This is a genomic window from Pseudomonas sp. Irchel s3h14, assembly GCF_900187425.1.
Lineage (GTDB): Bacteria > Pseudomonadota > Gammaproteobacteria > Pseudomonadales > Pseudomonadaceae > Aquipseudomonas.
The window spans coordinates 1-22,532 of sequence record NZ_FYDJ01000022.1 but is presented as its reverse complement, the minus strand read 5'-3'; the positions used below and the strand labels follow the sequence as shown (position 1 = coordinate 22,532).

General features: G+C 59.8%; 22 protein-coding genes. 10 read left to right on the top strand and 12 right to left on the bottom strand.

Annotation, left to right across the window (positions count from 1 at the left end; genetic code table 11):
* Window positions 1-106: 106 nt before the first annotated feature.
* Complete coding sequence (locus CKW16_RS26990; protein WP_095132153.1) at window positions 107-1,039, top strand: GlxA family transcriptional regulator; 933 nt, start codon at window positions 107-109, stop codon at window positions 1,037-1,039.
* Between the two features lie 104 nt (window positions 1,040-1,143).
* Window positions 1,144-2,118, top strand: coding sequence for a nitrilase-related carbon-nitrogen hydrolase (locus CKW16_RS26985; RefSeq protein WP_095132151.1), 975 nt, complete (start codon window positions 1,144-1,146; stop codon window positions 2,116-2,118).
* Between the two features lie 51 nt (window positions 2,119-2,169).
* On the opposite strand, the gene CKW16_RS26980 is transcribed toward CKW16_RS26985, so the two are convergent.
* From CKW16_RS26980 to CKW16_RS26970, 3 genes are all read right to left on the bottom strand, one after another.
* Complete coding sequence (locus tag CKW16_RS26980) at window positions 2,170-2,868, bottom strand: dienelactone hydrolase family protein (RefSeq protein ID WP_095132149.1); 699 nt, start codon at window positions 2,866-2,868, stop codon at window positions 2,170-2,172.
* Window positions 2,869-2,962: 94 nt separating this feature from the next.
* Window positions 2,963-3,478: a DoxX family protein gene (locus CKW16_RS26975; RefSeq protein WP_095132147.1), complete on the bottom strand. Its 516-nt coding sequence runs from the start codon at window positions 3,476-3,478 to the stop codon at window positions 2,963-2,965.
* Between the two features lie 56 nt (window positions 3,479-3,534).
* Window positions 3,535-3,738, bottom strand: a complete 204-nt coding sequence (locus tag CKW16_RS26970; protein WP_095132146.1) for a hypothetical protein — start codon at window positions 3,736-3,738, stop codon at window positions 3,535-3,537.
* Between the two features lie 455 nt (window positions 3,739-4,193).
* On the opposite strand from CKW16_RS26970, the gene glsB reads away from it, so the two are divergent.
* The gene (gene glsB, locus CKW16_RS26965; protein WP_095132144.1) at window positions 4,194-5,102 is read left to right on the top strand and encodes a glutaminase B; all 909 of its coding nucleotides are present in this window, start codon (window positions 4,194-4,196) and stop codon (window positions 5,100-5,102) included.
* On the opposite strand, the gene CKW16_RS26960 is transcribed toward glsB, so the two are convergent.
* Window positions 5,103-5,894 (bottom strand): N-acetylmuramidase domain-containing protein, encoded by a 792-nt coding sequence (locus tag CKW16_RS26960; protein WP_095132142.1) that lies wholly within the window; start codon window positions 5,892-5,894, stop codon window positions 5,103-5,105. It lies immediately after the preceding gene.
* A 166-nt stretch (window positions 5,895-6,060) separates the two neighbouring features.
* Between CKW16_RS26960 and CKW16_RS26955 the strand changes: the two genes are divergently transcribed.
* Window positions 6,061-7,563, top strand: a complete 1,503-nt coding sequence (locus CKW16_RS26955) for an aldehyde dehydrogenase family protein (RefSeq protein WP_095132140.1) — start codon at window positions 6,061-6,063, stop codon at window positions 7,561-7,563.
* Window positions 7,564-7,730: 167 nt separating this feature from the next.
* Window positions 7,731-8,081, top strand: a complete 351-nt coding sequence (locus CKW16_RS26950) for a BON domain-containing protein (RefSeq protein ID WP_095132138.1) — start codon at window positions 7,731-7,733, stop codon at window positions 8,079-8,081.
* A gap of 80 nt (window positions 8,082-8,161) precedes the next feature.
* Here the strand turns inward: CKW16_RS26950 and CKW16_RS26945 are convergent, their stop codons facing one another.
* A complete protein-coding gene (locus tag CKW16_RS26945) occupies window positions 8,162-8,824 on the bottom strand; it encodes a carbonic anhydrase (protein ID WP_095132136.1) in 663 nt (220 codons plus the stop codon).
* Window positions 8,825-9,011: 187 nt separating this feature from the next.
* Complete coding sequence (gene cynS, locus CKW16_RS26940) at window positions 9,012-9,479, bottom strand: cyanase (RefSeq protein WP_008043963.1); 468 nt, start codon at window positions 9,477-9,479, stop codon at window positions 9,012-9,014.
* Between the two features lie 124 nt (window positions 9,480-9,603).
* On the opposite strand from cynS, the gene cynR reads away from it, so the two are divergent.
* Window positions 9,604-10,509: a transcriptional regulator CynR gene (gene cynR, locus CKW16_RS26935; RefSeq protein WP_095132134.1), complete on the top strand. Its 906-nt coding sequence runs from the start codon at window positions 9,604-9,606 to the stop codon at window positions 10,507-10,509.
* On the opposite strand, the gene CKW16_RS26930 is transcribed toward cynR, so the two are convergent.
* From CKW16_RS26930 to CKW16_RS26900, 6 genes are all read right to left on the bottom strand, one after another.
* Entirely contained in the window at window positions 10,495-10,797 is a 303-nt protein-coding gene (locus CKW16_RS26930) for a hypothetical protein (protein ID WP_056741688.1), read from the bottom strand. The two genes, cynR and CKW16_RS26930, sit on opposite strands and share 15 nt — an antisense overlap.
* Before the next feature lie 124 nt (window positions 10,798-10,921).
* A complete protein-coding gene (locus CKW16_RS26925) occupies window positions 10,922-11,251 on the bottom strand; it encodes a hypothetical protein (RefSeq protein WP_095132131.1) in 330 nt (109 codons plus the stop codon).
* 519 nt (window positions 11,252-11,770) lie between these two features.
* The gene (locus tag CKW16_RS26915) at window positions 11,771-12,274 is read right to left on the bottom strand and encodes a GNAT family N-acetyltransferase (protein WP_095132127.1); all 504 of its coding nucleotides are present in this window, start codon (window positions 12,272-12,274) and stop codon (window positions 11,771-11,773) included.
* Between the two features lie 48 nt (window positions 12,275-12,322).
* A complete protein-coding gene (locus CKW16_RS26910; RefSeq protein WP_095132125.1) occupies window positions 12,323-12,952 on the bottom strand; it encodes a glutathione S-transferase family protein in 630 nt (209 codons plus the stop codon).
* A gap of 78 nt (window positions 12,953-13,030) precedes the next feature.
* Window positions 13,031-14,980 carry a DNA topoisomerase III gene (locus CKW16_RS26905; RefSeq protein ID WP_095132123.1) on the bottom strand — a complete coding sequence of 650 codons (1,950 nt, stop codon included), beginning with the start codon at window positions 14,978-14,980 and terminating at the stop codon, window positions 13,031-13,033.
* Between the two features lie 118 nt (window positions 14,981-15,098).
* Window positions 15,099-17,330 carry a C1 family peptidase gene (locus CKW16_RS26900; protein ID WP_095132121.1) on the bottom strand — a complete coding sequence of 744 codons (2,232 nt, stop codon included), beginning with the start codon at window positions 17,328-17,330 and terminating at the stop codon, window positions 15,099-15,101.
* Window positions 17,331-17,646: 316 nt separating this feature from the next.
* On the opposite strand from CKW16_RS26900, the gene CKW16_RS26895 reads away from it, so the two are divergent.
* The 4 genes from CKW16_RS26895 to CKW16_RS26880 all read left to right on the top strand — a co-directional run bounded on the left by CKW16_RS26895 (window position 17,647) and on the right by CKW16_RS26880 (window position 22,159).
* Window positions 17,647-18,015 (top strand): DUF427 domain-containing protein, encoded by a 369-nt coding sequence (locus tag CKW16_RS26895; protein ID WP_095132119.1) that lies wholly within the window; start codon window positions 17,647-17,649, stop codon window positions 18,013-18,015.
* 91 nt (window positions 18,016-18,106) lie between these two features.
* On the top strand, window positions 18,107-18,628 hold the full coding sequence (locus CKW16_RS26890) for a sigma-70 family RNA polymerase sigma factor (RefSeq protein ID WP_095132118.1): 522 nt from the start codon (window positions 18,107-18,109) through the stop codon (window positions 18,626-18,628).
* Entirely contained in the window at window positions 18,625-19,578 is a 954-nt protein-coding gene (locus CKW16_RS26885; RefSeq protein ID WP_095132117.1) for a FecR domain-containing protein, read from the top strand. Before CKW16_RS26890 ends, CKW16_RS26885 begins: the two co-directional genes overlap by 4 nt.
* A gap of 106 nt (window positions 19,579-19,684) precedes the next feature.
* The gene (locus tag CKW16_RS26880; RefSeq protein WP_095132116.1) at window positions 19,685-22,159 is read left to right on the top strand and encodes a TonB-dependent siderophore receptor; all 2,475 of its coding nucleotides are present in this window, start codon (window positions 19,685-19,687) and stop codon (window positions 22,157-22,159) included.
* Window positions 22,160-22,532 lie beyond the last annotated feature (373 nt).

Sequence of the window (22,532 nt, the reverse complement as noted above, 5' to 3'; positions counted from 1 at the left end):
GGCCAACTGATTACAGTTATGTATAGACCCAATAAGTGGGTTCAGTGCAAAGTCAGTGGCGGTAAAATCCGTCATGCCACCTTTAAGGTCAAAAGAAGCCGCCGCCATGCACACAATCGGACTCATTGTTTACCCCGGGTTTCAGGTGTTGGGCCTGGCCATGTGCGCCACGTTCGAGTTGGCCAACATGGCCACTGACGAACCGGCGTACAGCATTGCCTTGCTGTCCGAGCGCGGCGGTACGGTGCAGACCTCCGCCGGGTTTGGCGTGGAAACCACGGCGTTCGACCAGCGCTCGTTCGACACGCTGCTGGTGCTGGGCGACAACCTGATCCGTCCGGTATCGCCGGGCATGGTGGCGTTCTTGCGCAACGCCAGCCGGACCACCCGGCGTCTGGGCTCGATCTGCACCGGCGCAATTGCGCTGGCCGAGGCCGGTTTGCTCGATGGCCGACGCGCGACCACTCACTGGTGCCATGCACCGGCGCTGCAGAAGGCGTACCCGAAGGTGAAAGTCGAGGAAGACCGGATCTTCATCAACGACGGCAATATCTGGACGGCCGCGGGCATGAGCGCTTGCGTCGATCTGGCGCTGGCGCTGGTGGAAAAGGATCTGGGCGCGGAAGTGGCGCGGCGGGTGGCCCGGCAATTGGTGGTGTACCACCGGCGCGCGGGAGGGCAGTCGCAGTTTTCGGTGATGCTCGAACTGGAGCCCAAGACCGATCGCATCCAGGCCGCGTTGGCCTATGCCAAGCAGAACCTGAAGTCCGCGCTGTCGGTCGAGGAACTGGCCAGCGCCGCCAACCTCAGCCCTCGGCAGTTCAGCCGCGTATTCCATGCCGAAACCGGGCAATCACCGGCCAAGGCTATCGAAAACCTGCGGGTGGAAGCGGCGCGCCTGATGATGGAGACCGGTCGGCACCCCATCGACGTGGTGGCGACCGATACCGGTTTTGGCGATCGGGAGCGGATGCGTCGAGCGTTTATCCGTGCATTTGGCCAACCACCGCAGGTCATTCAGCGAGCCAATCGTGGGTGATGCTCAGGACGTCCTAAAAGGTGGTGTATTCGACATTTCGGTCTAAATATTATTGGCGTAATTTTGATCTCGTTGAAGTCCACTCCCTCAATGAGATCACCGTCATGACCTTTGTAAAAGCCGCCGCCGTACAAATCAGCCCCGTTCTTTACAGCCGTGAAGGCACCGTCGACAAAGTGGTGCAGAAGATTCTCGAACTCGGTGAGCAGGGCGTGCAGTTCGCCGTGTTCCCGGAAACCATCGTGCCTTACTACCCGTACTTCTCGTTCGTTCAGTCGCCTTTCGAAATGGCGGCTGAACACCTCAAACTGCTGGATCAGGCCGTCACTGTCCCTTCGGCTGCCACCGAGGCCATCGGCGCCGCCGCCAGACAGGTCGGCATGGTGGTTTCCATTGGCGTCAATGAACGCGATGGCGGCACGCTGTACAACACGCAGTTGTTGTTCGATGCCGACGGCACCCTGATTCAGCATCGCCGCAAGATTTCCCCGACCTATCACGAACGCATGATCTGGGGCATGGGCGACGGCTCAGGCCTGCGCGCCACTGACAGTGCGGTTGGGCGCATCGGCCAACTGGCGTGCTGGGAACATTACAACCCGCTGGCCCGTTACGCCTTGATGGCCGACGGCGAACAGATCCATGCGGCGATGTATCCAGGATCGTTTGCGGGGCCGTTGTTTGCTTCACAAATGGAAGTCAGCATCCGCCAGCATGCATTGGAGGCGGCCTGCTTCGTGGTCAACTCCACGGCCTGGCTGAACCCTGAGCAACAGGCACAAATCATGGCCGACACGGGTTGCCCCATCGGCCCGATTTCCGGTGGTTGCTTCACCGCAATCATCAGCCCGGATGGTGTGGTGCAGGGATCGCTGACTGAAGGCGAAGGCGAGGTGATCGTCGACCTCGACATGAGTCTGATCGACAAGCGCAAACGCATGATGGATTCGCGCGGTCACTACAGCCGCCCGGAACTGCTGAGCCTGCTGATTGACCGTACACCGACGAGCCATGTGCATGAACGCAGTGCACATCCGAAATTGGCGGTGACCGATACCGTGGAAGAAATCAGTCGTTAAACGGCAGACACAAAAAGGGGACTTTGGAAGTCCCCTTTTGCTCGTCTGGCCTTACAGTTCCTGACCCAAAAAGATCAACGTATTGCCATGGGCCTCAGCCGCTGCGCGCTGGTTGTAGCTGTCGCGATGCGAGCAGTTGAAGCCGTGTTCGGCCTCCGGGTACACGACAATTTCGACGTTATCGTTGTTCTCGAAACATTCGGCGATTTTCTCCACGGCTTCCAGTGGGATGTGGCTGTCCTGTTCGCCGAAGTGCATCAGCAGCGGCACTTCGATTTCATCGGCCCGGTCCAGCTGATTCTGGATTCCGCCGCCGTAATAGGCGATGGCCACGTCCACCAGCCCATTGGCGGCGGTGTGGTACGAGAGCAAACCACCGAAGCAGTAACCAATCGAAGCGATCCCGCCGTCCAGGCCCGGCTGGGCTTTCAAGGCGTCGATGGCCAGTTCGATGTCGGTCTGTGCCTTGCCGACGTCGGTGGCGTTCATCAACTCGACGGCGCGTTTCCAGCCGGTCTCGTCGTAACCCAGTTCGATCCGCGCGCCGCTGCGCCAGAACAGGTCCGGTGCAATCACCAGGTAACCGTCGGCGGCGTATTGTTCGGCGACCGAGCGGATGTGTTCATTCACGCCAAAGATTTCCTGGATCAACACGATCCCCGGGCCTTTGCGGGTGTGCGGAATGGCCAGGTAGGCGCCGAATTTACCGTCGGCGCTGTCGATCTCGATCCATTGGGTGGTCACGCTCATGGTGGCTCCTGTCTTCGCATGTGAGTGGGGTGAAGCTTGTTGGGGCTGTAAGTCGTCGATGCTGGGTTCTTGACGTTATCGAGCCCCTGGCGCTTCAGCGGTTATCGCGACGCCAGAAGACTCGAGCCAGCAGCGCATCGAGGCTAAGCTTGCCGGCACCCGAGAGCAACAGCGGCATAAAGGCCGCGAGGTAGATCAGCGGCAGTTTGAAGTTGCCGTGACCCTTGTTGCTGATGGCGTAACCTTGGGCAAGCTCACTCAATGTAGACCAATCGGCTGGCCAGTGAACGGCGGCGGTCGCGACGACCGTGACCACGATCAAAATGATTGCCGAGATCCGCGTTCCCAGGCCGACCAGTATGGCCAGGGCGCAGATCAGTTCAGCCCACATCGACAGTTCCCAGTTCAGCGTGGCCGGCACGTGGTTGAAGGGGAGCGGGAAGCTGTCCTGAATATCGGCGAACCAGTTTTCGCCATTGAATTTTTCCAGGCCTGATTCGAAGAACTCCCAGGCGAGGAACACCCGCAGGGTCAGCGGCGCAATCCAGCTACCGGCACGGTCGAGGTTCAGGTGCAGGCCTTTCACAGCCGAAGAGAGTGAGGTGGTCATGGCTTGATCTCCGTTCAGTCAGGGAAGTGGGGCACCGCGGTGCCCCACACATTGGGTTACTCGCCAGCACCGCACTTGCCTTCGCCACATTTACCTTCCGCCGGTTTTTCTGCCGTGTCGGCCTGGACCTGGCTGTAGCCGTGGGCCAGTTGCTTCATGCTGAACGCCTCGGACTCGGAGGCTGAAGCCGCGTTGGACAGGGCCAGGCCGCCAGCGATGATCAGGCCGAGGGTCAAAGAAGAAGTCGAGAGTTTGAACATGGTGATACTCCGTAGCATTGAGTGAGTTGAGCGCTTAGATCGGCGTGGCCAATCGACAAGCACAGTTCATCAAGCAGGTGTATCTGCGATGTGTCTTTGGTATGGGGTTTTAGGGGCAGGGTGTGTCGGGAGGGGCGCTGTACACACTGTGATACGTAACCCTGATATTGCTCATCGAGAACGCAGACCTGTAGCAGCTGTCGAGCCCCAGCGAGGCTGCGTTCGGCTGCGCAGCAGTCGTGAAACCAAGCGACTCGGTAGTCCAGGTGAATCGCGTGCACAGGGTTTACGACTGCTGCGTCCGAACGCGGCCCGAGCCGAACGCAGCCTCGCTGGGGCTCGACAGCTGCTACAGAGAGCCGGTGGCACAGTACAAAACTGTGATCCGGCCCCGACCAGTGGCGTCTAGCGTCTGTGTCCCCGCAATCCCATGGGGCGTGACTTCGGAACCCGGCATGCAAGCGCTGTTGAACGAGATCCTTGACGCAGTACGTCCCCTGATCGGCCAGGGCAAGGTGGCTGACTACATTCCCGCCCTTGGTACGGTGCCGGCCGATCAGCTGGGCATTGCGGTGTATGGCAATGACGGCGAGCTGTATTGCGCCGGCGATGCCCACACGCTGTTCTCGGTGCAGAGCATTTCCAAGGTGTTCAGCCTGGTGCAGGCCATCGGACACTCCGGCGAAGACATTTGGAAGCGCCTGGGTCACGAGCCTTCCGGCCAACCGTTCAATTCGCTGGTGCAACTGGAATTCGAGCGCGGGCGCCCGCGCAATCCCTTCATCAACGCCGGTGCGCTGGTGATCTGCGACATCAACCAGTCACGCTTTGCTGCGCCGGCACTGTCGATGCGCGACTTTGTCCGTCGGCTGTCCGGCAACCCGCAAGTCATGGTGGACGGCAAGGTCGCCGAGTCCGAATACCAGCATCGCGCGCGCAACGCGGCGATGGCTTATCTGATGCAGTCTTTCGGCAATTTTCACAACGACGTCGAAGCGGTGCTGCGCAGTTACTTCAGCCATTGCGCGCTGCGCATGAGCTGCGTGGATCTGGCGCGGGCGTTCTGTTTTCTGGCCAATGACGGTTTCTGCAAACACAGCGGCGAACAGATCCTCACCGCCCGCCAGACCCAGCAAGTCAACTCGATCATGGCCACCAGCGGCCTCTACGATGAAGCCGGCAACTTTGCCTATCGCGTCGGTTTGCCCGGCAAGAGCGGTGTGGGCGGGGGGATTGTCGCGGTGGTGCCGGGGCAATTCACGGTGTGCGTCTGGTCACCGGAGTTGAACACCGCCGGCAACTCCCTCGCAGGCATGGCCGCGCTGGAGTTGCTGAGTCAGCGGATTGGCTGGTCGGTGTTCTAGTCAGCGCGGCAACGCTTCGACCCGGCTGCGCAAACACGTCAGTGTTTCATCGTCCAGCACCGTGGTGATGTCCAGGTGCTCTTTTGCTTGAAAGAGGTTCATCGCATCCCGGGTCTGTTTACCGACGATGCCGTCGACGGGGCCGGGATGCCAGCCCAGGTACGTCAAGTAGGTTTGCGCCATACGGATTCTCAGGTCCGGCGTCCCGCCATAGGAGAACTTCTGATACGCCGCGCTGAGCCGCACGTCGTAGTTGTTGATCGCGTAGTTGGGGCCGTTGTAGCGGCGTGCAAAGTTGGCCCAGTCCTTGGCCCGTAATGCCGCGACTGAGCCGCCTTCGATCAGCGTGCCAATGGTGCACAGCAGTTGTTGGTTTTCGGACTCGACCATTCGCTTGATCATCGTCTCGACATCCGCCGAGCGGGTCTGCGCGAAATTGAATCCCATGATCTGCCCCAGCCCCCACGATGTACTTTGCAAGGCTGCGTTCCTGTTCAGGCCGACGGCCAGGTTCAGACGGTCATATTGATGCGCCCCCGTTGCACCATAGTTGCCGGGGGTTTTGCTGCTGATATCCGGGTGTTGCGCGTCAAACTTCTGCTGAGTCAGCCGACTGAATACGTGGCGCTCGTAAAGGATTTTCGGACGGCGATCGGGATAGAACCCGTTGCCGGAGGTTTCTACTGCCAAAACAGCCCAGAGTTGCGCGGCACTGACTTTGGCAAGGTCCAGCGCAGCCGCCAGACCTTCATCGTCAAGGGCCGCTCCATGGCTTCTGAATTCATCGCTCATGACGGCCTCCTTGGAAAACAGGAAACGCTGATGTACCTCTTTCAGCGTAGGAGGGCCGGGGGCAGGGCCGCCGGGTTTTCGATCACCGGTCAGGCGTGCGGTTAATGACGCTCCAGGAATTTTGCTATACATTTTCCGGCCGCCCACTGCATGGTGAAACCGCTTCATGTCTCTTGCGCTCGAACGTCTAGTCGCTGGCACGCCTATCCCTTTCGCCGGGAATCGTGTCTCTGTGGTCAGCCCCGAATTGGCCGCGCGCTTTCAGCCCGGGGACCATTTGCTGGTGGAGCAGGTCAGCGGCGAATTGTTGCTGATCCCGGTGGCTGACCAGCAAGCGGCGGCCATCGCAATCGAGCGTGCCGAAGCGGCTTTCAGCGCGATGTCCGCGGTTTCCGATCAAGCCATCAGCGAGTTCTTTGATCGCTTCGCCCAACGCCTGGAAAACCCTGACTGCTGGGCCTTGATCGAAGCCGCCAACCTGGCCGACATCGAGCGGGCCAAGGCCCGTGGGCGCTCCACCACGCGGCTTCTGGCGGATGAACGCATGCGTCGCGACATGATCGCCGGGCTCAGGGCCTGGCGTGACGCGTCGGCCACGCGCGGCAAAGTGGTCAGTTGCATCGAGCATGACGGCTGGAAAGTCGAGCAAGTGGTCTCGCCGCTGGGCATCGTCGCGTTCGTCTTCGAAGGCCGGCCGAACGTCTTCGCCGACGCCGCCGGTGTGTTGCGCACGGGTAACACGGCGGTGTTGCGCATTGGCAGCGATGCGTTGGGCACGGCGCAAGCCATCGTCACCCACGCACTGAATCCGGCACTGAGCGACGCCGGGTTACCGACCGGCGCGGTGTCGCTGGTGGAAAGCGTCAATCACGCGGCCGGCTGGGCGATGTTCGCCGACCGGCGCCTGTCGCTGGCGGTGGCCCGTGGTTCGGGTCGTGCCGTCAGCCAATTGGGCAGCATCGCCCAACAGGCCGGCACCGCCGTCAGCCTGCACGGCACCGGTGGCGCCTGGCTGATCGCCGACAAGGACGCCGATGCCCAGCGCTTTGCCGCGGTAGTGCGCAACTCGCTGGATCGCAAAGTCTGCAACACGATGAACGTCTGCCTGATTCACCGTGACCGTGTCGCAGAACTGCTGCCCCTGTTCCTCGACGCGTTGCAACAGGCCGGCGCCGCACGCGGGCAGGGCTGCAAATTGCACATCGTCGAAGGTAGCGAGCCGTACTTGCCGACCGATTGGCAAACCGCAAGCGTTGAGGTGTACCGCGCCGAAGGCTATCAAACCGAAGCCATGGCCGAACCGCTGCCCGAGGATCAGTTGGGCCGCGAGTGGGAATGGGAAGAAACCCCGGAAGTCAGCCTGAAGATTGTCGATGACCTGGACAGCGCCATCGCGTTGTTCAATCGCTATAGCCCGCAGTTCACCGTGTCGTTGATCAGCGAAGATGCCGCGGCTCAGGAACGCTTCTACAACGCGGTCAACGCACCTTTTGTCGGTAACGGGATTACCCGCTGGGTCGACGGACAGTACGCGCTGAACAAGCCGGAACTGGGTCTTTCGAACTGGGAGAGCGGTCGCCTGTTTGCTCGCAGCGCGATTCTCTCGGGCGATGGGGTGTTCACGATCCGCAGTCGCATGACCCAGACGGATCTGTCGGTCAAACGCTGATCCAGCACCACGACCCCGGTCAACGGCCGCACTATACTTAATGTGCGTCTGTATGGGCGTGGCGAGCACTCCAAAACGAATCAGATGTCCATAACGCTCGCCTGAGAGTCAAGGCTGCACAGCCAATGGACGGGCAGTGCACCTGATGACGGAGAGAGGGTTACACCATGAAACTTCATTCCTTTCAGCAATACTCCCATGATCTGGAAAGGGGCGTTCACGACACGTGGATTACTGCCAGGGTGAAGTCAGCCTTGGCAATGGCTGAACCAAGCCTTGGCCTGCAAATCCATGTCAAAACCCACGGGGGCACGGTGGCATTGAGCGGCCGCGTCAACACCCATAAACAGTGTGAGCAGGCTGTTGCTCTGGCCCGTTCGGTTCAGGGGGTCGTTGAAGTCGATGCCAAAGACTTGCTGACTCACGTGTTCACCCCAGGCAGCATTCCAGAACCCCCCAACGCTGAAGAGGCCCCTGAAATTCGGCCTCAATCGTCAACAAAGATGGACGATAAATAACCCGGTCGATCGTGTCAGTGCAGCGCTCTCGTGAGCCGGGAGCGCTGCGTCGATCGTCTCGCTGCCAATGGATACACACTTCAGGCTGCTGCTTCTATGGATCGGGCTTGAAGGGCGCAGGTGTCCGGATACTCGGCGAGCGCCACAAAACGGTGGCTCTCGGCATCCAGGGCGTCGACCGAACCGGTCTCGATGTCGTAAACCCAACCATGTAGATTCAACAGGCCTTTCTCCTGAGCCAGGCGCACGCTCGGATGCGTCTGGATATTGGCCAGTTGCGCGATGACATTCTCCCGAACCATTGAACTCACCTTCGCCGCTTCATTGGCGTGAGGGCGGGATTCGTTGATGACTTTCGCTGACTCGGCGTGTTGCAACCAGCCGCTGACGGCGGGCAGGTGATCCATGCATTTGCACTTGGCGACGGCGGTCATGGCGCCGCAGTCCGAGTGCCCGCAGATCACAATATCGGTGACGCCGAGCACCGCGACCGCATATTCGACCGTGGCCGACACACCGCCGGGGTGAGGGCTGTAGGAGGGCACGATGTTGCCGGCATTGCGGATCACAAACAGTTCACCGGGTTCTTGTTGAGTCAGCAGTTCTGGCACGACGCGGCTGTCGGAACAGGTGATGAACAGCGTGCCCGGATGCTGGGTGGTGGCCAGGTGTTTGAACAGGTCGGTCCGTTGCGGAAAGGCGTCTTTCTGGAACTTCAAAAAACCTTCGATGAGCGCTTTCATAGTGACTTCCTCATGGGTGTATCGGATGTTCTGTGTAGCAGCTGCCGAGCCCGCGAGGCTGCGTTCGAGGACGTAGTCCTCGCAGATCCAGGCGACTGCTGCGCAGCCGAACGCAGCCTCGCTAGCTCGGCAGCTGCTACAGGGGATCGCGTGTCACAGGTGGAAATTCGACTCGCCTGTCATCCGCTTAGAAAGGACGCAGTGGCAGGAACTTGCCATCGAGGGTAATCACCGCGCGGGAGCCGCCTTCCGGGTCTTCGACTTTCTTCATGTCGAGCTTGAAGTTGATCGCACTGATGATGCCGTCGCCGAATTGCTCATGAACCAGGGCTTTCAGGGTGGTGCCGTATATCTGGATCATTTCGTAGAAGCGGTAGATGGTCGGGTCGGTCGGGACACCCGAGAGGCTGCCGCGCAACGGAATGATTTGCAGGCGGGCCACGGTGTCGGCGTCCAGGTCGAGTTTTTCGCCAATCACTTTGGCGGCGCTTTCCGGCAGTGGGTGCTGACCGAGCAGGGCGGCAGTGACGTAGGCCAGACCGAGGCCAGTGCCGTCGGTCAGGTCCTGCCAGGACAGGTTTTTGCGCGCTTTTGCATCGAGAATCGACGTGGTCAGGGCCAGGCTTGGGTCGTTGTAAGCGTGGGACTGTTGCATGGTGTTTCTCCTGTCGGGAGTGAGGTTGCTTGGGTGTGGAGCAATCTTCTGCCGATTGATCCATAGCGTCCAAGACCGATATACAATGCAGCGAATAAGCACAGCCTATAGATGGTGATTCCCCATGCTGCTCCGACATTTGCGCTATTTGCTGGCGGTCGCCGATCACGGCGGTTTCACCCGCGCCGCCGAGGCGCTTCACGTTTCGCAGCCGACCCTGTCCCAACAGATCCGGCAACTGGAAGAAACCCTGGGTGTCAGCCTGTTCGACCGAACCTCGCGCACGGTGAAACCCACCGATGCGGGAGAGGCCTACATCGAATGTGCTCGTCGGGTGCTGGTGGAACTGGAGGCAGGCAAACGTGCGCTGCATGACGTAAAGGATTTGTCCCGCGGCACCTTGCGGCTGGCGATGACCCCAACGTTCATGGCGTACCTGGTGGGGCCGCTGGTGCGTGATTACGTGGCGCGGTATCCGAACATCCATCTACAGATTTTCGAGCTGTCGATGGACGACATCGAGGCCGGGCTGGTGGATGACTCACTGGACATCGCCATCGCGTTTACCCAGGTCAGAAATGCCGATATCGAGTCGATCCCGGCGTTTACCGAGACGTTGGGCGTCATGGTGGGGCGCGATCACCCGTTATACGAAAGCCAGGTCGCGTTGTCCGCGCAAGAGGTCGCGCAACTGGAATTTGCGCTGCTGGCCCCGGACTTCGTTACCCGCACCCGCATTGATGAGTACTTTGCTCAGGAGCAGATCACGCCGAAGGTGGTGATCGAGGTCAACTCGGTGAGCACCTTGCTGGAAGTCATTCGGCACACGGCTATCGCCACCGTCCTTCCGGAGCCCATTGCCACCGAGGACCGCGCGTTGCGCAAAATCTCGTTATTGGGGGAGTCGCCCAGACGAGGGGCCGCGCTGCTTCGACGCAAAAACAACTATCACAGCGCAGCGTCGGTGGCTTTTATGGAGCTGGTGTTGGGTGCGGCTGCAGGTGAGTCGACTACGTCAGTCTTCTATTAATTGGCACACACCATTGGGCGCCTTGCCCGTGGAGGACACCGTGACCGAGTCGTCATCGGAGAGGAGGATCGAGATGACGACTCCCGAACCCTTGGCTTCGAAACGGCGATCGTCAATGGCTTTGGTCTCGGCTTCCTTGCTGTTGATCAACACCGGTCCGTCCTGATCCGCGTGGACGATGATTTTGCCGGGGCAGTCCGCATCGAACAACGGAACGCCGGTGATGCTGTTTGCATGGGCAGCACTGGCCATTACGAGTAACAGCAAGCCTGTCAGTTGTATGTTCATCACAAACCTCCATTGATCCAGTGCACACGGTTAACGATAGCGTTGTTTGGTGCGCACGAGACAAACAAAAAGGCCCCGCTCGATATGACGAGCGGGGCCTTTTTATGGATGGGGTGTGGGGGCATCAGTAGAACCGGTCAATCACCCGAACTTCGTTCTGGTTCTGCATCGAGGCCCACGCCTGTTTCAGCGTCTGCAGAACATTACCGATGAAGTCCTTGTCAGCCGCGGCTTTTTTGCCGACATAGCCTTGGCCGCGACGGTACATCTTCAGTCGGGCGAGCAGGTTCTGGTTGTTCTTGTCGAACTCCGCTTCATGGGCGTGAGGCGACAGGCAGTCGATATGCACCTGGCCCGACTTGCTGATCCACAGAATATGGCTGTCATGGCTGTCTTTTTGCGCAGCGAAGATACGAGCCAGTTCATCGATAGTGGGTTGATTGTTCAGATTCATAGTAAGCCCCTTGACCATTTGGTGATCTTTCAAAGTTGATTCGCTAATACAGGTAGCCCATCGGTTAGTTGATCCCTGGCACCGAAACCAGGACGTCAGCGGTCGGCCGCCAAAATGACGGGGTCCCGCGTCTGTTGCATGTAGTCGTGTTGAATAACTGCTACGCAATAGCGTCACAACGAGGAGAAGCGGCGAAAACCTTCTGGCCACTGCCGACGTTTTCAGGGTCGACCACAAGCTTCATGAGGATTGATCGCCAGCGCTTCTCGTCCTTGTACTGGACGTTCAGGCCAGGTCAGCTTCTTCAATCTGCCTTGTGGGCAGCGTGTATCCGGGAAAAACAGCTCGGCGGTCAGACGAGCTTGCTCAAACGTGTTGCCTGTTCTCCCGATCGGGGAGACGTCTGCATCATGCAAGGGCAAATCGGAGGCGTCAACGGTTTTGTAGTGATTATTTTTGGTCACTACATATTGTCGGACAAAGTCGTTTGGAATAAAAAGCGGAAGGGGAAAGCGCCAGTCAGGACGCTGGCAACGATGTCCGGAATCGGTAAACGGTGCAGGGATAACCGCCTACCGGCAGCTGATGCAGGGTGAACTCGCCATGGGTGAGATCGGCTATGACCCGGGCCCAGAACCGCCGCGCTGGCGGGTTCGCATCAAGGTGGAAAATTTGCCATTGACCGGGGAACCGGCTCAAGAGGGTGGAAACGACAAACTTCGCGACGCCTTGGCCACGAAAGCGTCGACTGACAAAGAAGTAGCCGATGTTGTACTCGGCGCCGTGAAGATGGGTTTCATCATCCACCGTCACGAAGCCGGCCAATTCTCCGTCGACCTTGATCAGAAACGGCCTGGTTGCGGGGTTGCGCCAGTAACCCGGTTTGGGCTGGGCGTTGAAGAAACCATGCTCACCGAGCTTCAGCGGCAGCCACTCGCTGAAGTCATACATGTAGAACTGCATCAGGTTTTCAATCGTTTCCAGTTCGTCGCGCTGGGCGGCGTGCAGTTCGATCAAGGGCATGTTGATAGCTCCTGAGGTGCAGGCCATCCCTGGCCCGGGCGTGATCACTCAGTGGGGGGCGAAATCGTATTTCCCGCCTTTTTTCAGTGCGGCTTGATAGGCCGGGCGAGCCTGAAAGCGTTCAATCCAGGCCGCTATATGAGGATAGTTGCCGAGCTTGCCCTGGGCTCTGGCGATCTCGCCGATAAAACTCATCTGGATGTCGGCGGCGCTGAACTCATCGCCCAACAGGAAAACGGACTGGCTCAGAGCTGTGTCGAGGTAGCCCAGGTAGTTGGCCACCTCCGAATTGATCCGCGGATGCAACGGCGCACCGGCTTCACCGAGACGCCCCACGTACAGGTTCAACATCAGCGGCAACATCGCCGAGCCTTCGGCGAAATGCAGCCACTGCACGTATTCGTCATAGGCGGGGGTGGACGGATCGGGTTGCAGGCGACCGTCGCCATGGCGGCGAATCAGGTAGTCGATGATCGCGGAGGACTCGATCAGCTTCTGCACGCCGTCTTCGATGACCGGTGATTTACCCAGGGCATTGATCGCTTTCAATTCCGGCGGTGCCAGGTTGGTCTTCGGGTCGCGCTGATAGCATTTCAGCTCGTAAGGGATGGCCAGTTCTTCCAGCAACCAGAGAATCCGCTGGGAACGGGAGTTGTTCAGGTGATGCACGATAATCATGGTCGATGCCTTATCAGAAAATGGGGCTGTCGCTGGACTTGAAGAACACTAGACCCTTTTGGCTCAATCGAAGTGCCCTCAAGCCTTGGTCGCCGGTTTTGTCGCGCGTTTGGTGCCCGTCGAGGGCTTGCGTTTGGCGGGTTTGCGTTTGTTTTTCCACGGTGTGGCACCGCGCCCGGCGGGGCTTGCCGGTCCGCTGATGGTCAGGCTCAGGCCGGCGCAACGGGTGACCTGTTTGCTCATCCACGCGGCTTGCTTGGTGACGAATTCTTCCAGGCTCATTTCACCACTCTGCACCATGTCCAGCGCCTGCTCCCAAATCGCCGTGGTCCCAGGGTCGGCGATGGCACGCGGTACGGCGTCGATCAGGCTGAACGCGGCCGGGGTGGCGGCCAGGGCCTTGCCGTTCTTGATCAGATAACCACGGTCGAGCAGGCCCTGGATGATCGAGGCGCGGGTCGCTTCAGTGCCAATGCCGGTGGTGTCCTTGAGTTTCTGCTTGAGCAGCGGATCTTCCACCAGTTTGGCGACGTTTTTCATCGCCTTGATCAGATCGCCTTCGGTGAACGGTTTGGGCGGTTGCGTCCAGAGGTCCTTGAACTTGACGTCGGCCACCGCGCAGTCACGCCCTTCGGCCAATGCCGGCAGCGTTTGCGGCGCCGGTGCTTCGCGGCCCTTGGCCGGAGCAAGGGCTTCGGGCAGCGCGCGCTTCCAGCCGGGTTCGACGATCTGCTTACCGACGGCCCGCAAGGCTTCACCGGCGCAGTCGAAGTCGGCCTGGGTCCGGTCGTATTCATGGTTGGGCAGAAACTGCGCCAGGTAGCGCGCGCGGATCAGGGTGTAGACCGCCCGCTGCTTGCCCGCCAGCCGCTCGAGGTTTTTCGCCGCAGCGGTGGGGATGATGCCGTGGTGCGCGCTGACCTTGGCATCGTTCCAGGCCCGTGAGCGGCGCTGAGGCTGCAGGAAGTCGTTCAAGGCGTTCAGCGCCGGATCAGCCTGCCTCAGCGCGGCAAGAATGCCCGGTGCTTCACTGTGCTGACTCACGGGCAGATAACCGCAGTCGCTGCGGGGATAGGTGATGACCTTGTGGGTTTCGTACAGGGCCTGGGCGATGTCGAGGGTTTCCTGGGCGCCGAGCCCGAGCTTCCTCGAGCAGACTTCCTGCAAGGTGCCCAGATCGAAGGGCAGGGGGGCGACTTCGCGCATCCGCTCGGTGCGCAGTTTGATCACCCGGGCACTCGCCGCGCTGCCAATCGCCGCCGCTGCTTGCTGCGCCAACGCTTGATTCAGACAGCGATCCTGATCGTCGCAAACCTCAGAGGCCGCACGCCACTGGGCGGTGAACGTGGTGCCGTCGTGCAGCAGTTGCACATCAATGGCCCAATAGGCGACCGGCACGAAGTCGGCGATGCTGCGGTCGCGATCCACCACCAGGCGCAGGGTCGGCGTTTGCACCCGACCAACCGGCAATACGCCCTGATAACCCGACTGACGCCCCAGCAGTGTGAACAGCCGACTCATGTTCATCCCAATCAGCCAGTCGGCCCGGGAGCGCCCGAGTGCCGAATGGTAAAGGCTAAAGGTCTCGGCCCCCGGCTTCAGGGCTGCCAGCGCCTTGCGGATCGACGCATCGTCCAGCGCCGACAGCCATAACCGCTGGATCGGCCCGCGATAACGGCAATGCTCCACCAGTTCCCGGGCGATCATCTCGCCCTCACGGTCGGCGTCGGTGGCGATCACTAATTCATCGGCCTCGCCGAGCAGCCGCTTGACCGCTTTGTACTGGCTGGCCGTGCGCGGTTTGACGGTCATCTTCCACTTCTCTGGAATGATCGGCAGATCCGCCAGCACCCAGCGCTTGTAGCGCGCGTCATAGGCGTCGGGCGGCGCGGTTTCCAGCAGATGGCCGATGCACCAGGTCACCGTGACGTCCGTTCCCAGCCAGCAGCCGTCGCCACGACGCCTGGCGCCGAGGACGGCCGCAATGTCTTTGGCCTGGGAAGGTTTTTCACAGAGGTACAGCCGCATAACCACCATCGCTCATCAACTGTCGAGAGGCGGACAGAATGGCGGCTGATGAGCGATGGGGCAATCTTTATCTGTATGGATGTACAGTCGGTGCGTTGCGATTCATTGCACAGGCTCCTCAGTAGTTCAGGTTAACCACCGGCTGATCCAGCTTCGCGCCGGGCTCTCGCCTGAGAATGGTCAGCAACGCTGCGGTAATCACGTTCACATCATTATCGAAGCCTCCGTGGGAAGTGTCTTTTTTGGTGCCCGCGCCATAGTTCATTTTCGGATCGTTGAAGATATGCAGGGTTTGCGCGAACGCTTCGGGAAGCCCGCGACCCGTTGCGGCAAACCCGGTCGGAATGGTTTTGCCAAAGTAAAACTGGTTCCACTGTTCGGTCATGTTTTTGGCGGCGATGTTCCACTCCGCCAGATCGGGATTGCTGAAGTCCTGGCACTGCTTGTCCAGGCTCTTGGCCATGCCCAGCAGCGGCATGCGTTGCAGTTCTTCATAGGCCCGGGAAACGAGGTACAGCAGGGATTTGTGGTACACACCGATGACGTTGTCATCCTGTTCGCGGCTGTCGGACAAGAGGTGAATGTGGAAGTCCTTGCGCTTGAGGCCTCCCCCTTCGATGACTTTGCGGTAGGTCTGGTTCGCGAAATCGAGGGTGCAGGCCGGGGCCATCAGCGTCGACGTTTCGGTGGGCAACCCCCTGGCCCACAACAGGTGAATCAAGTGGCCATTGATCAGGGAACCCGCGGAGTGGCCAATCAAATGCAGCTCGACATTCTTCTTGTCCATGTCGGCGACCAGGTTTTTCAACGACTCGGCCATTTCCACCAGCCCACGCGGGGTAAAGCCGACGACTGCGGCGGCTTCGGCGTTCTGTTTCATCTGGCTCCACTGATCGCCGCCGGGTTTTTTGGTCGCCAGTTCCAGCGTGCGATCAAAGCCTTCCACGGCTTTGTCCTTGATGGCCTTCAATGCATCGCTGATGCTGCCGGCTTCGGGAAATAGCCCGGGCAGGGTGTCCTGGACGATGTTCGCCAGTGTCTCGAGGGCCCCGGTGCGCCAGGTGACAAACAGCGGGTAGATGCCGTTTTCAAGGAAGTAGGGCGCCATCGCACAAATTCGATTGATCGAATCCTGCTCGGAATTGAGTCCACCGTGGGCAATGACGGCGATGCGCAGCACCGGGGGTTTGTTTGCGGCCGGCAGCTTGTCGTACCAGGCGCGAGGCGCCTCGTAGACGATGCGCTTGACGCCCGCCCGGACGTTTTCCACGTCGGTCAGGCGAGGGCCGATGCTGCCATTGTTTTCCATCACGATGGTCAGGCCGTAAGCCTGATCGTTGGTCAACAGCGGCGGCCCTTTGCGATCGGCCTCGCAGGCGCTGGCCGTGAACAGGGAAAACCCTTCGCGCTTGGCGTTGGAACTGGACAGCGCGCTACGAAACGGTGATTGAGTACCGTTGCGGGAGCCTGAAGGGCGTGCGTTTTTCGATAAGGCGCCGCGTTCGATCGGCACCCCGAGGGCCATGGTCCAGGCGTCGGTGCCATTGGCCAGCCAGTCTTCGAACGTGAGGATGGCGAAGCCGGAAAATCCCCAGTCGGTTGACCAGGAGTTCTGCACGATGAACCCCTGACTGGTGTACCCGATCAAGGCAAAGGCGTGACCGCCCTCACTGGCTGCCGGCCATTTGATGACGGGCAGCGCAGACATGCTCTTGAATTCCACCGCCGGCTGTTTTTTGCCTTTGGGTCGCATCAGTGCCCAACCCTGATGCACATTGGCAGAGACGAAAAGCGCGCCGGCCTCATACAGCGCCGCCATCATGGCGGTGACATCGTCCTTCTCGACACGGTAGTAAACCCCCAGCGGCCGCGTCATGGCATCCATCGCCCAATTCTCCGCCGGTGCTTCAAAGGCCGGAACCGATCCGTCCGGCTTGACGGTATAGGGCCACAGTTCCTGCGCGCAGACGCCGTGTTTGTGCCAGCCCTTCAGTGCGCCGCGACAACTGGAACCCACGTAATCTTCGCCTGGCCATTCGTCATAGAGTTTGGCCAGATGATAAAGCTGGCGCGGACTCGTTTTGGTGGAGGCCCTGTCTCGCCGCCACAACAGAAAATTGACCACCGCCGCCAGTCCGAACCCGGTGCATGCGCCTTCACTGCCCTGGTAGAGCACCATGTTTTTGTCCAGGTAGCCCGAGAGTTCGGAGGCAATGTCCTTGTCGGCGGGCCAGGAGGGCGGCAGCGACTGGACCCGTGGAGTAAAAATACGATCGCGCAGGTCGAGGCGATCCGGACGGGCGTCGAGGGTGATGATTTTCTGGTCGAGGGAAAACTGTGTGGCGGGCATGGTGAGACCCTCAGGTTTCTGAGACTCAAATCCCCACGCCATGCCACGACTGCCTGTCTGGGCAGCAGGGACGTCAACGATCCTATTGATCGTAGACGATGTTTCACCGGCTTTGAGCGTTTGCCCGCTTATATCGGCATTTCGTTTTTGGCCTCGTCGGAGCGCCGCATCGTCCCGTTCGGCTGCGAAGCCGTCGTGAGTGCAAAATCTGGGTTATACCTGAAAGTCGTGGTCTCAGGTTTTGGGGCTGCTGTGCCGCCCACCGCGGGCAAGCCTCGCTCTCACAGGTTCATCACCGTCATGAGGAACGTATTTCATGAAAAGCACCGGTCCTAGTCCTGTCATCACCATTGCAGAGCAGCCAGGCTGCCTGCTTGTAATGTTTCACGGTATTCAGGTGGCCGCTTCCGCACGGGCGCTGGTGTTGCTCGAGGCCAACTATCCTCCGGTGTATTACGTGCCGCGGGAGGACATCGATGAAAAATACTTTGCCCGCACCGATCACACGAGTTATTGCCCCTACAAGGGCGATGCCAGCTATTTCAGTCTGCAAGTCCCGGGACATGAGGGCGCTAACGCGGTGTGGAGCTATGAAGACCCCAAAGTGTCGGTCGATCAGATTCGCGGCTACATGGCGTTCTATCCCGATCAAGTCACGTTTGAGGTGCTCAAAGACGTCGAGTGAGGGGTGGTTTTTGGCCAAGGTGGCTATTGCCAATCACCTCCCGTACACATGACAATGCGAGTCATTATCACTCGCGAATTATTCCATTGTCATGCCCGTCAACGATTTGTCCCTGCACAGCGCCGTCAATGATCTGTATTGCGACCATCACGGTTGGCTCAAAGGCTGGCTGCGCAAACGTCTGGGCAATGCCTACGATGCGGCGGACCTGGCGCAGGACACCTTCGTACGGGTGATCAAGGCGCGCAATGCGCTGGAGATTCGCGAGCCGCGACCTTACCTGTCAATGATCGCCAAGGGCTTGCTGATCGACCTGTTCCGTCGGCGCTCGCTGGAGCAGTCCTATCTGGAAGCCTTGGCCGCCATGCCCGAATGGCAACAGCCCTCGTTGGAGGAACAGGCGATCCTGCTGCAAGCCCTGATGGAAATCGACCGTTTGCTGCAAGGGTTGGGGCGGAAGGTCAAGCAAACGTTCATCCTGTCTCAGTTCGATGGCCTGACCTACCCGCAAATTGCCGAGCGCCTGAGTATCAGCGTGCGCACGGTCAATAATCACATGGCCAAGGCCATGGAACATTGCTGCCTGATGCAAATTCAGTTGCAGCTGGCATGAGCCTGTCGTCCGCCGAGTTAAAGGCGATCAGCATCGCCGCCCAGTGGTACGCCCGATTGCAGTCCGGCGTCGCGACCGATTCGGATCGTGCGGCGTGGAACGACTGGCTGATAGCTGACCCTGCGCATCGCCAGGCCTGGCAGCGCATGGCCGCCGTCGGCGAGCAGATGAGCAGCGTGCCGGGTGCGCTGGCTTCGCCGGCCTTGCGGGGTGCCGAGCGATCCCGTCGCCAGGTATTGCGCAGTGTATTGGTGTTGGCGTCGGCCGGTTCGCTGGGGTGGTCAGGATGGCGCAGTGAAACAACCCAAAACCTGTTGGCCGATTTCCGCACCGCCGTGGGTGAGCGCCGAGAGTTTCGTTTGGCGGATGGCAGTTCATTGCTGCTGAATACCGACACCGTGGTCAACCTGCGTTTCGACAGTCATCAACGCGTTCTGGAACTGTTGAGGGGCGAGATTCTCGTCACGACCGCTGTCGATCCTTCGCGGCGGCCGTTCAAGGTGGTCACCCGCGATTGCGAGGTGCTGGCGCTGGGGACGCGTTTTATCGTCCGGTCCCAAGGTCAGAGTGGCGAGGTGGCTGTGCTTGAGAAAGCGGTGGAGGTGACCTCTGGCGGTGGATCGAAAGTGCGCCTCGAGGCGGGCCAGACTATCGGCTTCAATGCCACCTCGCTGGGGACGGTACGGCGCAACGATGCTTCGGCAGGCGCGTGGCAGCGAGGCAGTATCATCGCCATTGATCGTCCCTTGGCCGAGTTGTTGGTCGACCTTTCGCGCTACCGCGCCGGGGTGCTGCGCTGCGATCCGCGCATCGCCAATTTACGGGTGTCCGGCGCGTTCCCCATCGATAACACAGACCTGGCGCTGGCCGCACTGGAGAGCGGTTTTTCCCTTCGCGTCAGCCGATACAGTCGTTATTGGGTCAATGTTTCCGGTGGTGATTTGCAGTAGCGCCCACCGTGCACAAAAAAGTTTTGTTGCCTTTGCACTTTTCATACACATCGTTCGGCTCATCCCTCAGTGAGTTTTTATTGATTGTTTTTGGGGGAGGGTAAGCATGTCTCGGGTGTACACGCCAGGTCGTCTGGCGATTGCGGTGAAGGTCGGGTTAGTCGTGGCAACGTCGATTTGCGTATGGCCAGTTGCAGCGACCGCGGCGCCGGCGCAACAGCAAAATTCGGTGCAATCCTTCGACATTGCGCCTGGCAGCCTGACCGAAGTCCTCAGCCATTTCGCCAGTGCAGCGGGTGCTGCCCTTTCCTTTGATGCGCGTCAAACCGAAGGGTTGAAATCCCCCGGGCTCAAAGGTGCGTTCGGGGTCAGTGAAGGCTTCGCGCGCATTCTTGGCGGCAGTGGCCTGCAAGCCGAGCCCCAGGCCAACGGCACCTACGTGCTGCGGCCAGTTCCCGCTGCCGGTTCGGCACTGGAGTTGGGCGCCACCAACATCAATGGGCAGATGCTGGGCGCGACTACCGAGAACAGCGGTTCGTACACCACGGGAGCGGTGACTATCGGCAAGGGTGAGCACTCCCTGAAAGAGACGCCGCAATCGGTCACCGTGATGACCCGCAAGATGCTCGATGACCAGAACCTCAACACCATCGATCAGGTCATGGAAAAAACGCCGGGTATTACCGTCTACGACTCGACCATGGGCGGCAAGTATTTCTATTCGCGCGGGTTCCGGATGTCGGGCCAGTACCAGTACGACGGTGTGCCGCTGGACATGGGCAATCTCTATGTTCAGGCCGACAGTTTCAGCGGTGACATGGCGTATTACGACCGCGTCGAAATCCTGCGGGGTGCTGCGGGGATGATGAAAGGCTCGGGTGGCACCGCTGGCGGGGTGAACTTCGTTCGCAAGCGCGGTCAGACCGTCCCACATACCGACATCACGCTGTCCGGCGGCAGTTGGGACAACTATCGCGGACAGGTCGACACCGGTGGCCCGCTGAATGAGTCCGGCACGATTCGCGGACGCGCCGTCGTCGCCGAGCAGAGTCGACACTACTTTGTTGACGACGCCAGTCGCAAGGATCAGGTGTACTACGGCGCGCTCGACGTCGATCTGAATCTCGATACGACCCTCGGTCTGGGCGTTGCCTATGAAGACATTGACGCCAATCCTTGCTGGGGCGGCCTGCCGCGTTACAAGGACGGCAGGGATCTGAAACTCAGTCGCTCGACCTGCCTCGACCCTTCCTGGAACACCTGGCGCAGCCAGCGAACCACCGTCTTCAGCGACCTGAAACATCAGATCAACGAAGACTGGGCGTTGAAGGTCGCCAGCGTTTATACCAAGAACACTCAGGACATCAAATACGCGTTCGCCTCCGGATCGGTGACACCCGGCGTGGGCACCACCGGCATGCTCGGGAGCATGTACGACTACGATCAGGTCGATTACGGACTTGACGCCTACGTGGATGGCAAGTTCGGCGCGTTCGGTCAGCAACATGAATTAGTGGTGGGTTTCAACGCCAGCCGTTCGAAAAAAGACGACTTCTACTCGGTGGCGTTTCTGCCGCAGCGACAGAATGTGTTCAACCCCGACAAGCATATTCCGGAGCCGGACGACAGTTACTTCATCGACAACTCGTCGCGCGGCGGGCCGGTCAATTCAGTCACCCGGCAGAAGGGCGTCTACTCCACTTTGCGCCTGAAGCTGGCGGATCCTCTGACCTTGGTGGTGGGCAGTCGGGTGAGTTGGTACAGCTCCGATACCGATTCCCTGTTCATTAATTCCGGCACTTCGGAACATTCCAGCACCACGGAGACTGGCCAGGTCACGCCGTTTGCCGGCCTGTTGCTGGACCTGAACGAAAACCTGACGGCCTACGCCAGCTACTCGGAAATTTTTACTCCGCAAGGCAATTTCCGATCGGAAGACGGATCCGCTCTCAAACCGCTCGTAGGCCAAAGCTATGAGTTGGGGATCAAGGGCGCCTGGTTCGACGGTCGCCTGAACAGCTCTTTCAACCTGTTCCGGACTGTCCAGAAGGACCAGGCGCAGACTGACTACAACTCATCCTGCCCGTCATCGGATGGCTACTGCTACGTCAACGCCGGAAAAGTTCGCGCCCAGGGTTTCGAGGCCGAGATCAGTGGTGAAGTCATCGAGCGACTCCAGTTGCTCGCGGGTTACACCTACACTCAGACCAAAACCCTCGACGACATCGACACCAGCCTCAATGGCGCAGCGTTCAACAGTTATGTGCCTCGGCATGTGTTGCGCATGTGGGGCGATTATGCCCTGAGCGGGTCTCTTGAAAGGTTCACCGTCGGTGCTGGCGTCAACGCGCAAAGCGATAACTTCCGGGTGTCTCCGGTCAGCGGAAACAAGATCAGCCAGTCGGGTTATGCGATTTGGAACGGTCGCATCGGCTACCGCATCGACGACACCTGGTCGGTGGCGTTGAACGGCAACAACCTGTTCGACAAGCGCTACTACGCCACAATCGGTACCGAGACCTTCGGTAATTACTACGGTGATCCTCGCAACTTCATGGTGTCGGTCAAAGCGAGTTTCTGACGGCGACGGAGATGAAAACGCTGCGCATGGGCGTGATGCTGTTCACTTGAGGTTGGGGTGTATATCCGTTTCTGCGGTGATGGCGGCTTAGGGTTCCGCCCTTACGGCGGGTCACTTTGGAAAAGAACCCCAAAGTAACCAAAGGGTTCTTGCCCCTTTCGTTCGGTGCCTCGCCTAGGCTCGGCATGCCCTCGCTCCGGTCCTGCTCCGTGGGCCCGCCGCCATCGGCCATCCATGGCCGGGGGCGGCTAACCCGGCATCCATGCCGGGTTGCCCACTGCGCAGAACCTCCACTCGGCCTCTCGATGGGGCGGTGCATCAAGATCAAAAGCTGCAGGCGAGCTAACGCTCGGCCTGTTGAGTGGTGAGGAGC

What these genes read in the sequence shown, in the direction of transcription:
- CKW16_RS26890 (WP_095132118.1), top strand. Translation starts at nt 18,107, where the DNA reads ATGCCCGTCAACGATTTGTCCCTGCACAGCGCCGTCAATGATCTGTAT.
- CKW16_RS26970 (WP_095132146.1), bottom strand. Translation starts at nt 3,738, where the DNA reads ATGTTCAAACTCTCGACTTCTTCTTTGACCCTCGGCCTGATCATCGCT.
- CKW16_RS26960 (WP_095132142.1), bottom strand. Translation starts at nt 5,894, where the DNA reads ATGAGCGATGAATTCAGAAGCCATGGAGCGGCCCTTGACGATGAAGGT.
- cynS (WP_008043963.1), bottom strand. Translation starts at nt 9,479, where the DNA reads ATGCAACAGTCCCACGCTTACAACGACCCAAGCCTGGCCCTGACCACG.
- CKW16_RS26945 (WP_095132136.1), bottom strand. Translation starts at nt 8,824, where the DNA reads ATGAAAGCGCTCATCGAAGGTTTTTTGAAGTTCCAGAAAGACGCCTTT.
- CKW16_RS26980 (WP_095132149.1), bottom strand. Translation starts at nt 2,868, where the DNA reads ATGAGCGTGACCACCCAATGGATCGAGATCGACAGCGCCGACGGTAAA.
- CKW16_RS26955 (WP_095132140.1), top strand. Translation starts at nt 6,061, where the DNA reads ATGTCTCTTGCGCTCGAACGTCTAGTCGCTGGCACGCCTATCCCTTTC.
- CKW16_RS26910 (WP_095132125.1), bottom strand. Translation starts at nt 12,952, where the DNA reads ATGATTATCGTGCATCACCTGAACAACTCCCGTTCCCAGCGGATTCTC.
- cynR (WP_095132134.1), top strand. Translation starts at nt 9,604, where the DNA reads ATGCTGCTCCGACATTTGCGCTATTTGCTGGCGGTCGCCGATCACGGC.
- CKW16_RS26950 (WP_095132138.1), top strand. Translation starts at nt 7,731, where the DNA reads ATGAAACTTCATTCCTTTCAGCAATACTCCCATGATCTGGAAAGGGGC.
- CKW16_RS26985 (WP_095132151.1), top strand. Translation starts at nt 1,144, where the DNA reads ATGACCTTTGTAAAAGCCGCCGCCGTACAAATCAGCCCCGTTCTTTAC.
- glsB (WP_095132144.1), top strand. Translation starts at nt 4,194, where the DNA reads ATGCAAGCGCTGTTGAACGAGATCCTTGACGCAGTACGTCCCCTGATC.
- CKW16_RS26975 (WP_095132147.1), bottom strand. Translation starts at nt 3,478, where the DNA reads ATGACCACCTCACTCTCTTCGGCTGTGAAAGGCCTGCACCTGAACCTC.
- CKW16_RS26915 (WP_095132127.1), bottom strand. Translation starts at nt 12,274, where the DNA reads ATGCCCTTGATCGAACTGCACGCCGCCCAGCGCGACGAACTGGAAACG.
- CKW16_RS26990 (WP_095132153.1), top strand. Translation starts at nt 107, where the DNA reads ATGCACACAATCGGACTCATTGTTTACCCCGGGTTTCAGGTGTTGGGC.
- CKW16_RS26905 (WP_095132123.1), bottom strand. Translation starts at nt 14,980, where the DNA reads ATGCGGCTGTACCTCTGTGAAAAACCTTCCCAGGCCAAAGACATTGCG.
- CKW16_RS26900 (WP_095132121.1), bottom strand. Translation starts at nt 17,330, where the DNA reads ATGCCCGCCACACAGTTTTCCCTCGACCAGAAAATCATCACCCTCGAC.
- CKW16_RS26930 (WP_056741688.1), bottom strand. Translation starts at nt 10,797, where the DNA reads ATGAACATACAACTGACAGGCTTGCTGTTACTCGTAATGGCCAGTGCT.
- CKW16_RS26895 (WP_095132119.1), top strand. Translation starts at nt 17,647, where the DNA reads ATGAAAAGCACCGGTCCTAGTCCTGTCATCACCATTGCAGAGCAGCCA.
- CKW16_RS26925 (WP_095132131.1), bottom strand. Translation starts at nt 11,251, where the DNA reads ATGAATCTGAACAATCAACCCACTATCGATGAACTGGCTCGTATCTTC.
- CKW16_RS26880 (WP_095132116.1), top strand. Translation starts at nt 19,685, where the DNA reads ATGTCTCGGGTGTACACGCCAGGTCGTCTGGCGATTGCGGTGAAGGTC.
- CKW16_RS26885 (WP_095132117.1), top strand. Translation starts at nt 18,625, where the DNA reads ATGAGCCTGTCGTCCGCCGAGTTAAAGGCGATCAGCATCGCCGCCCAG.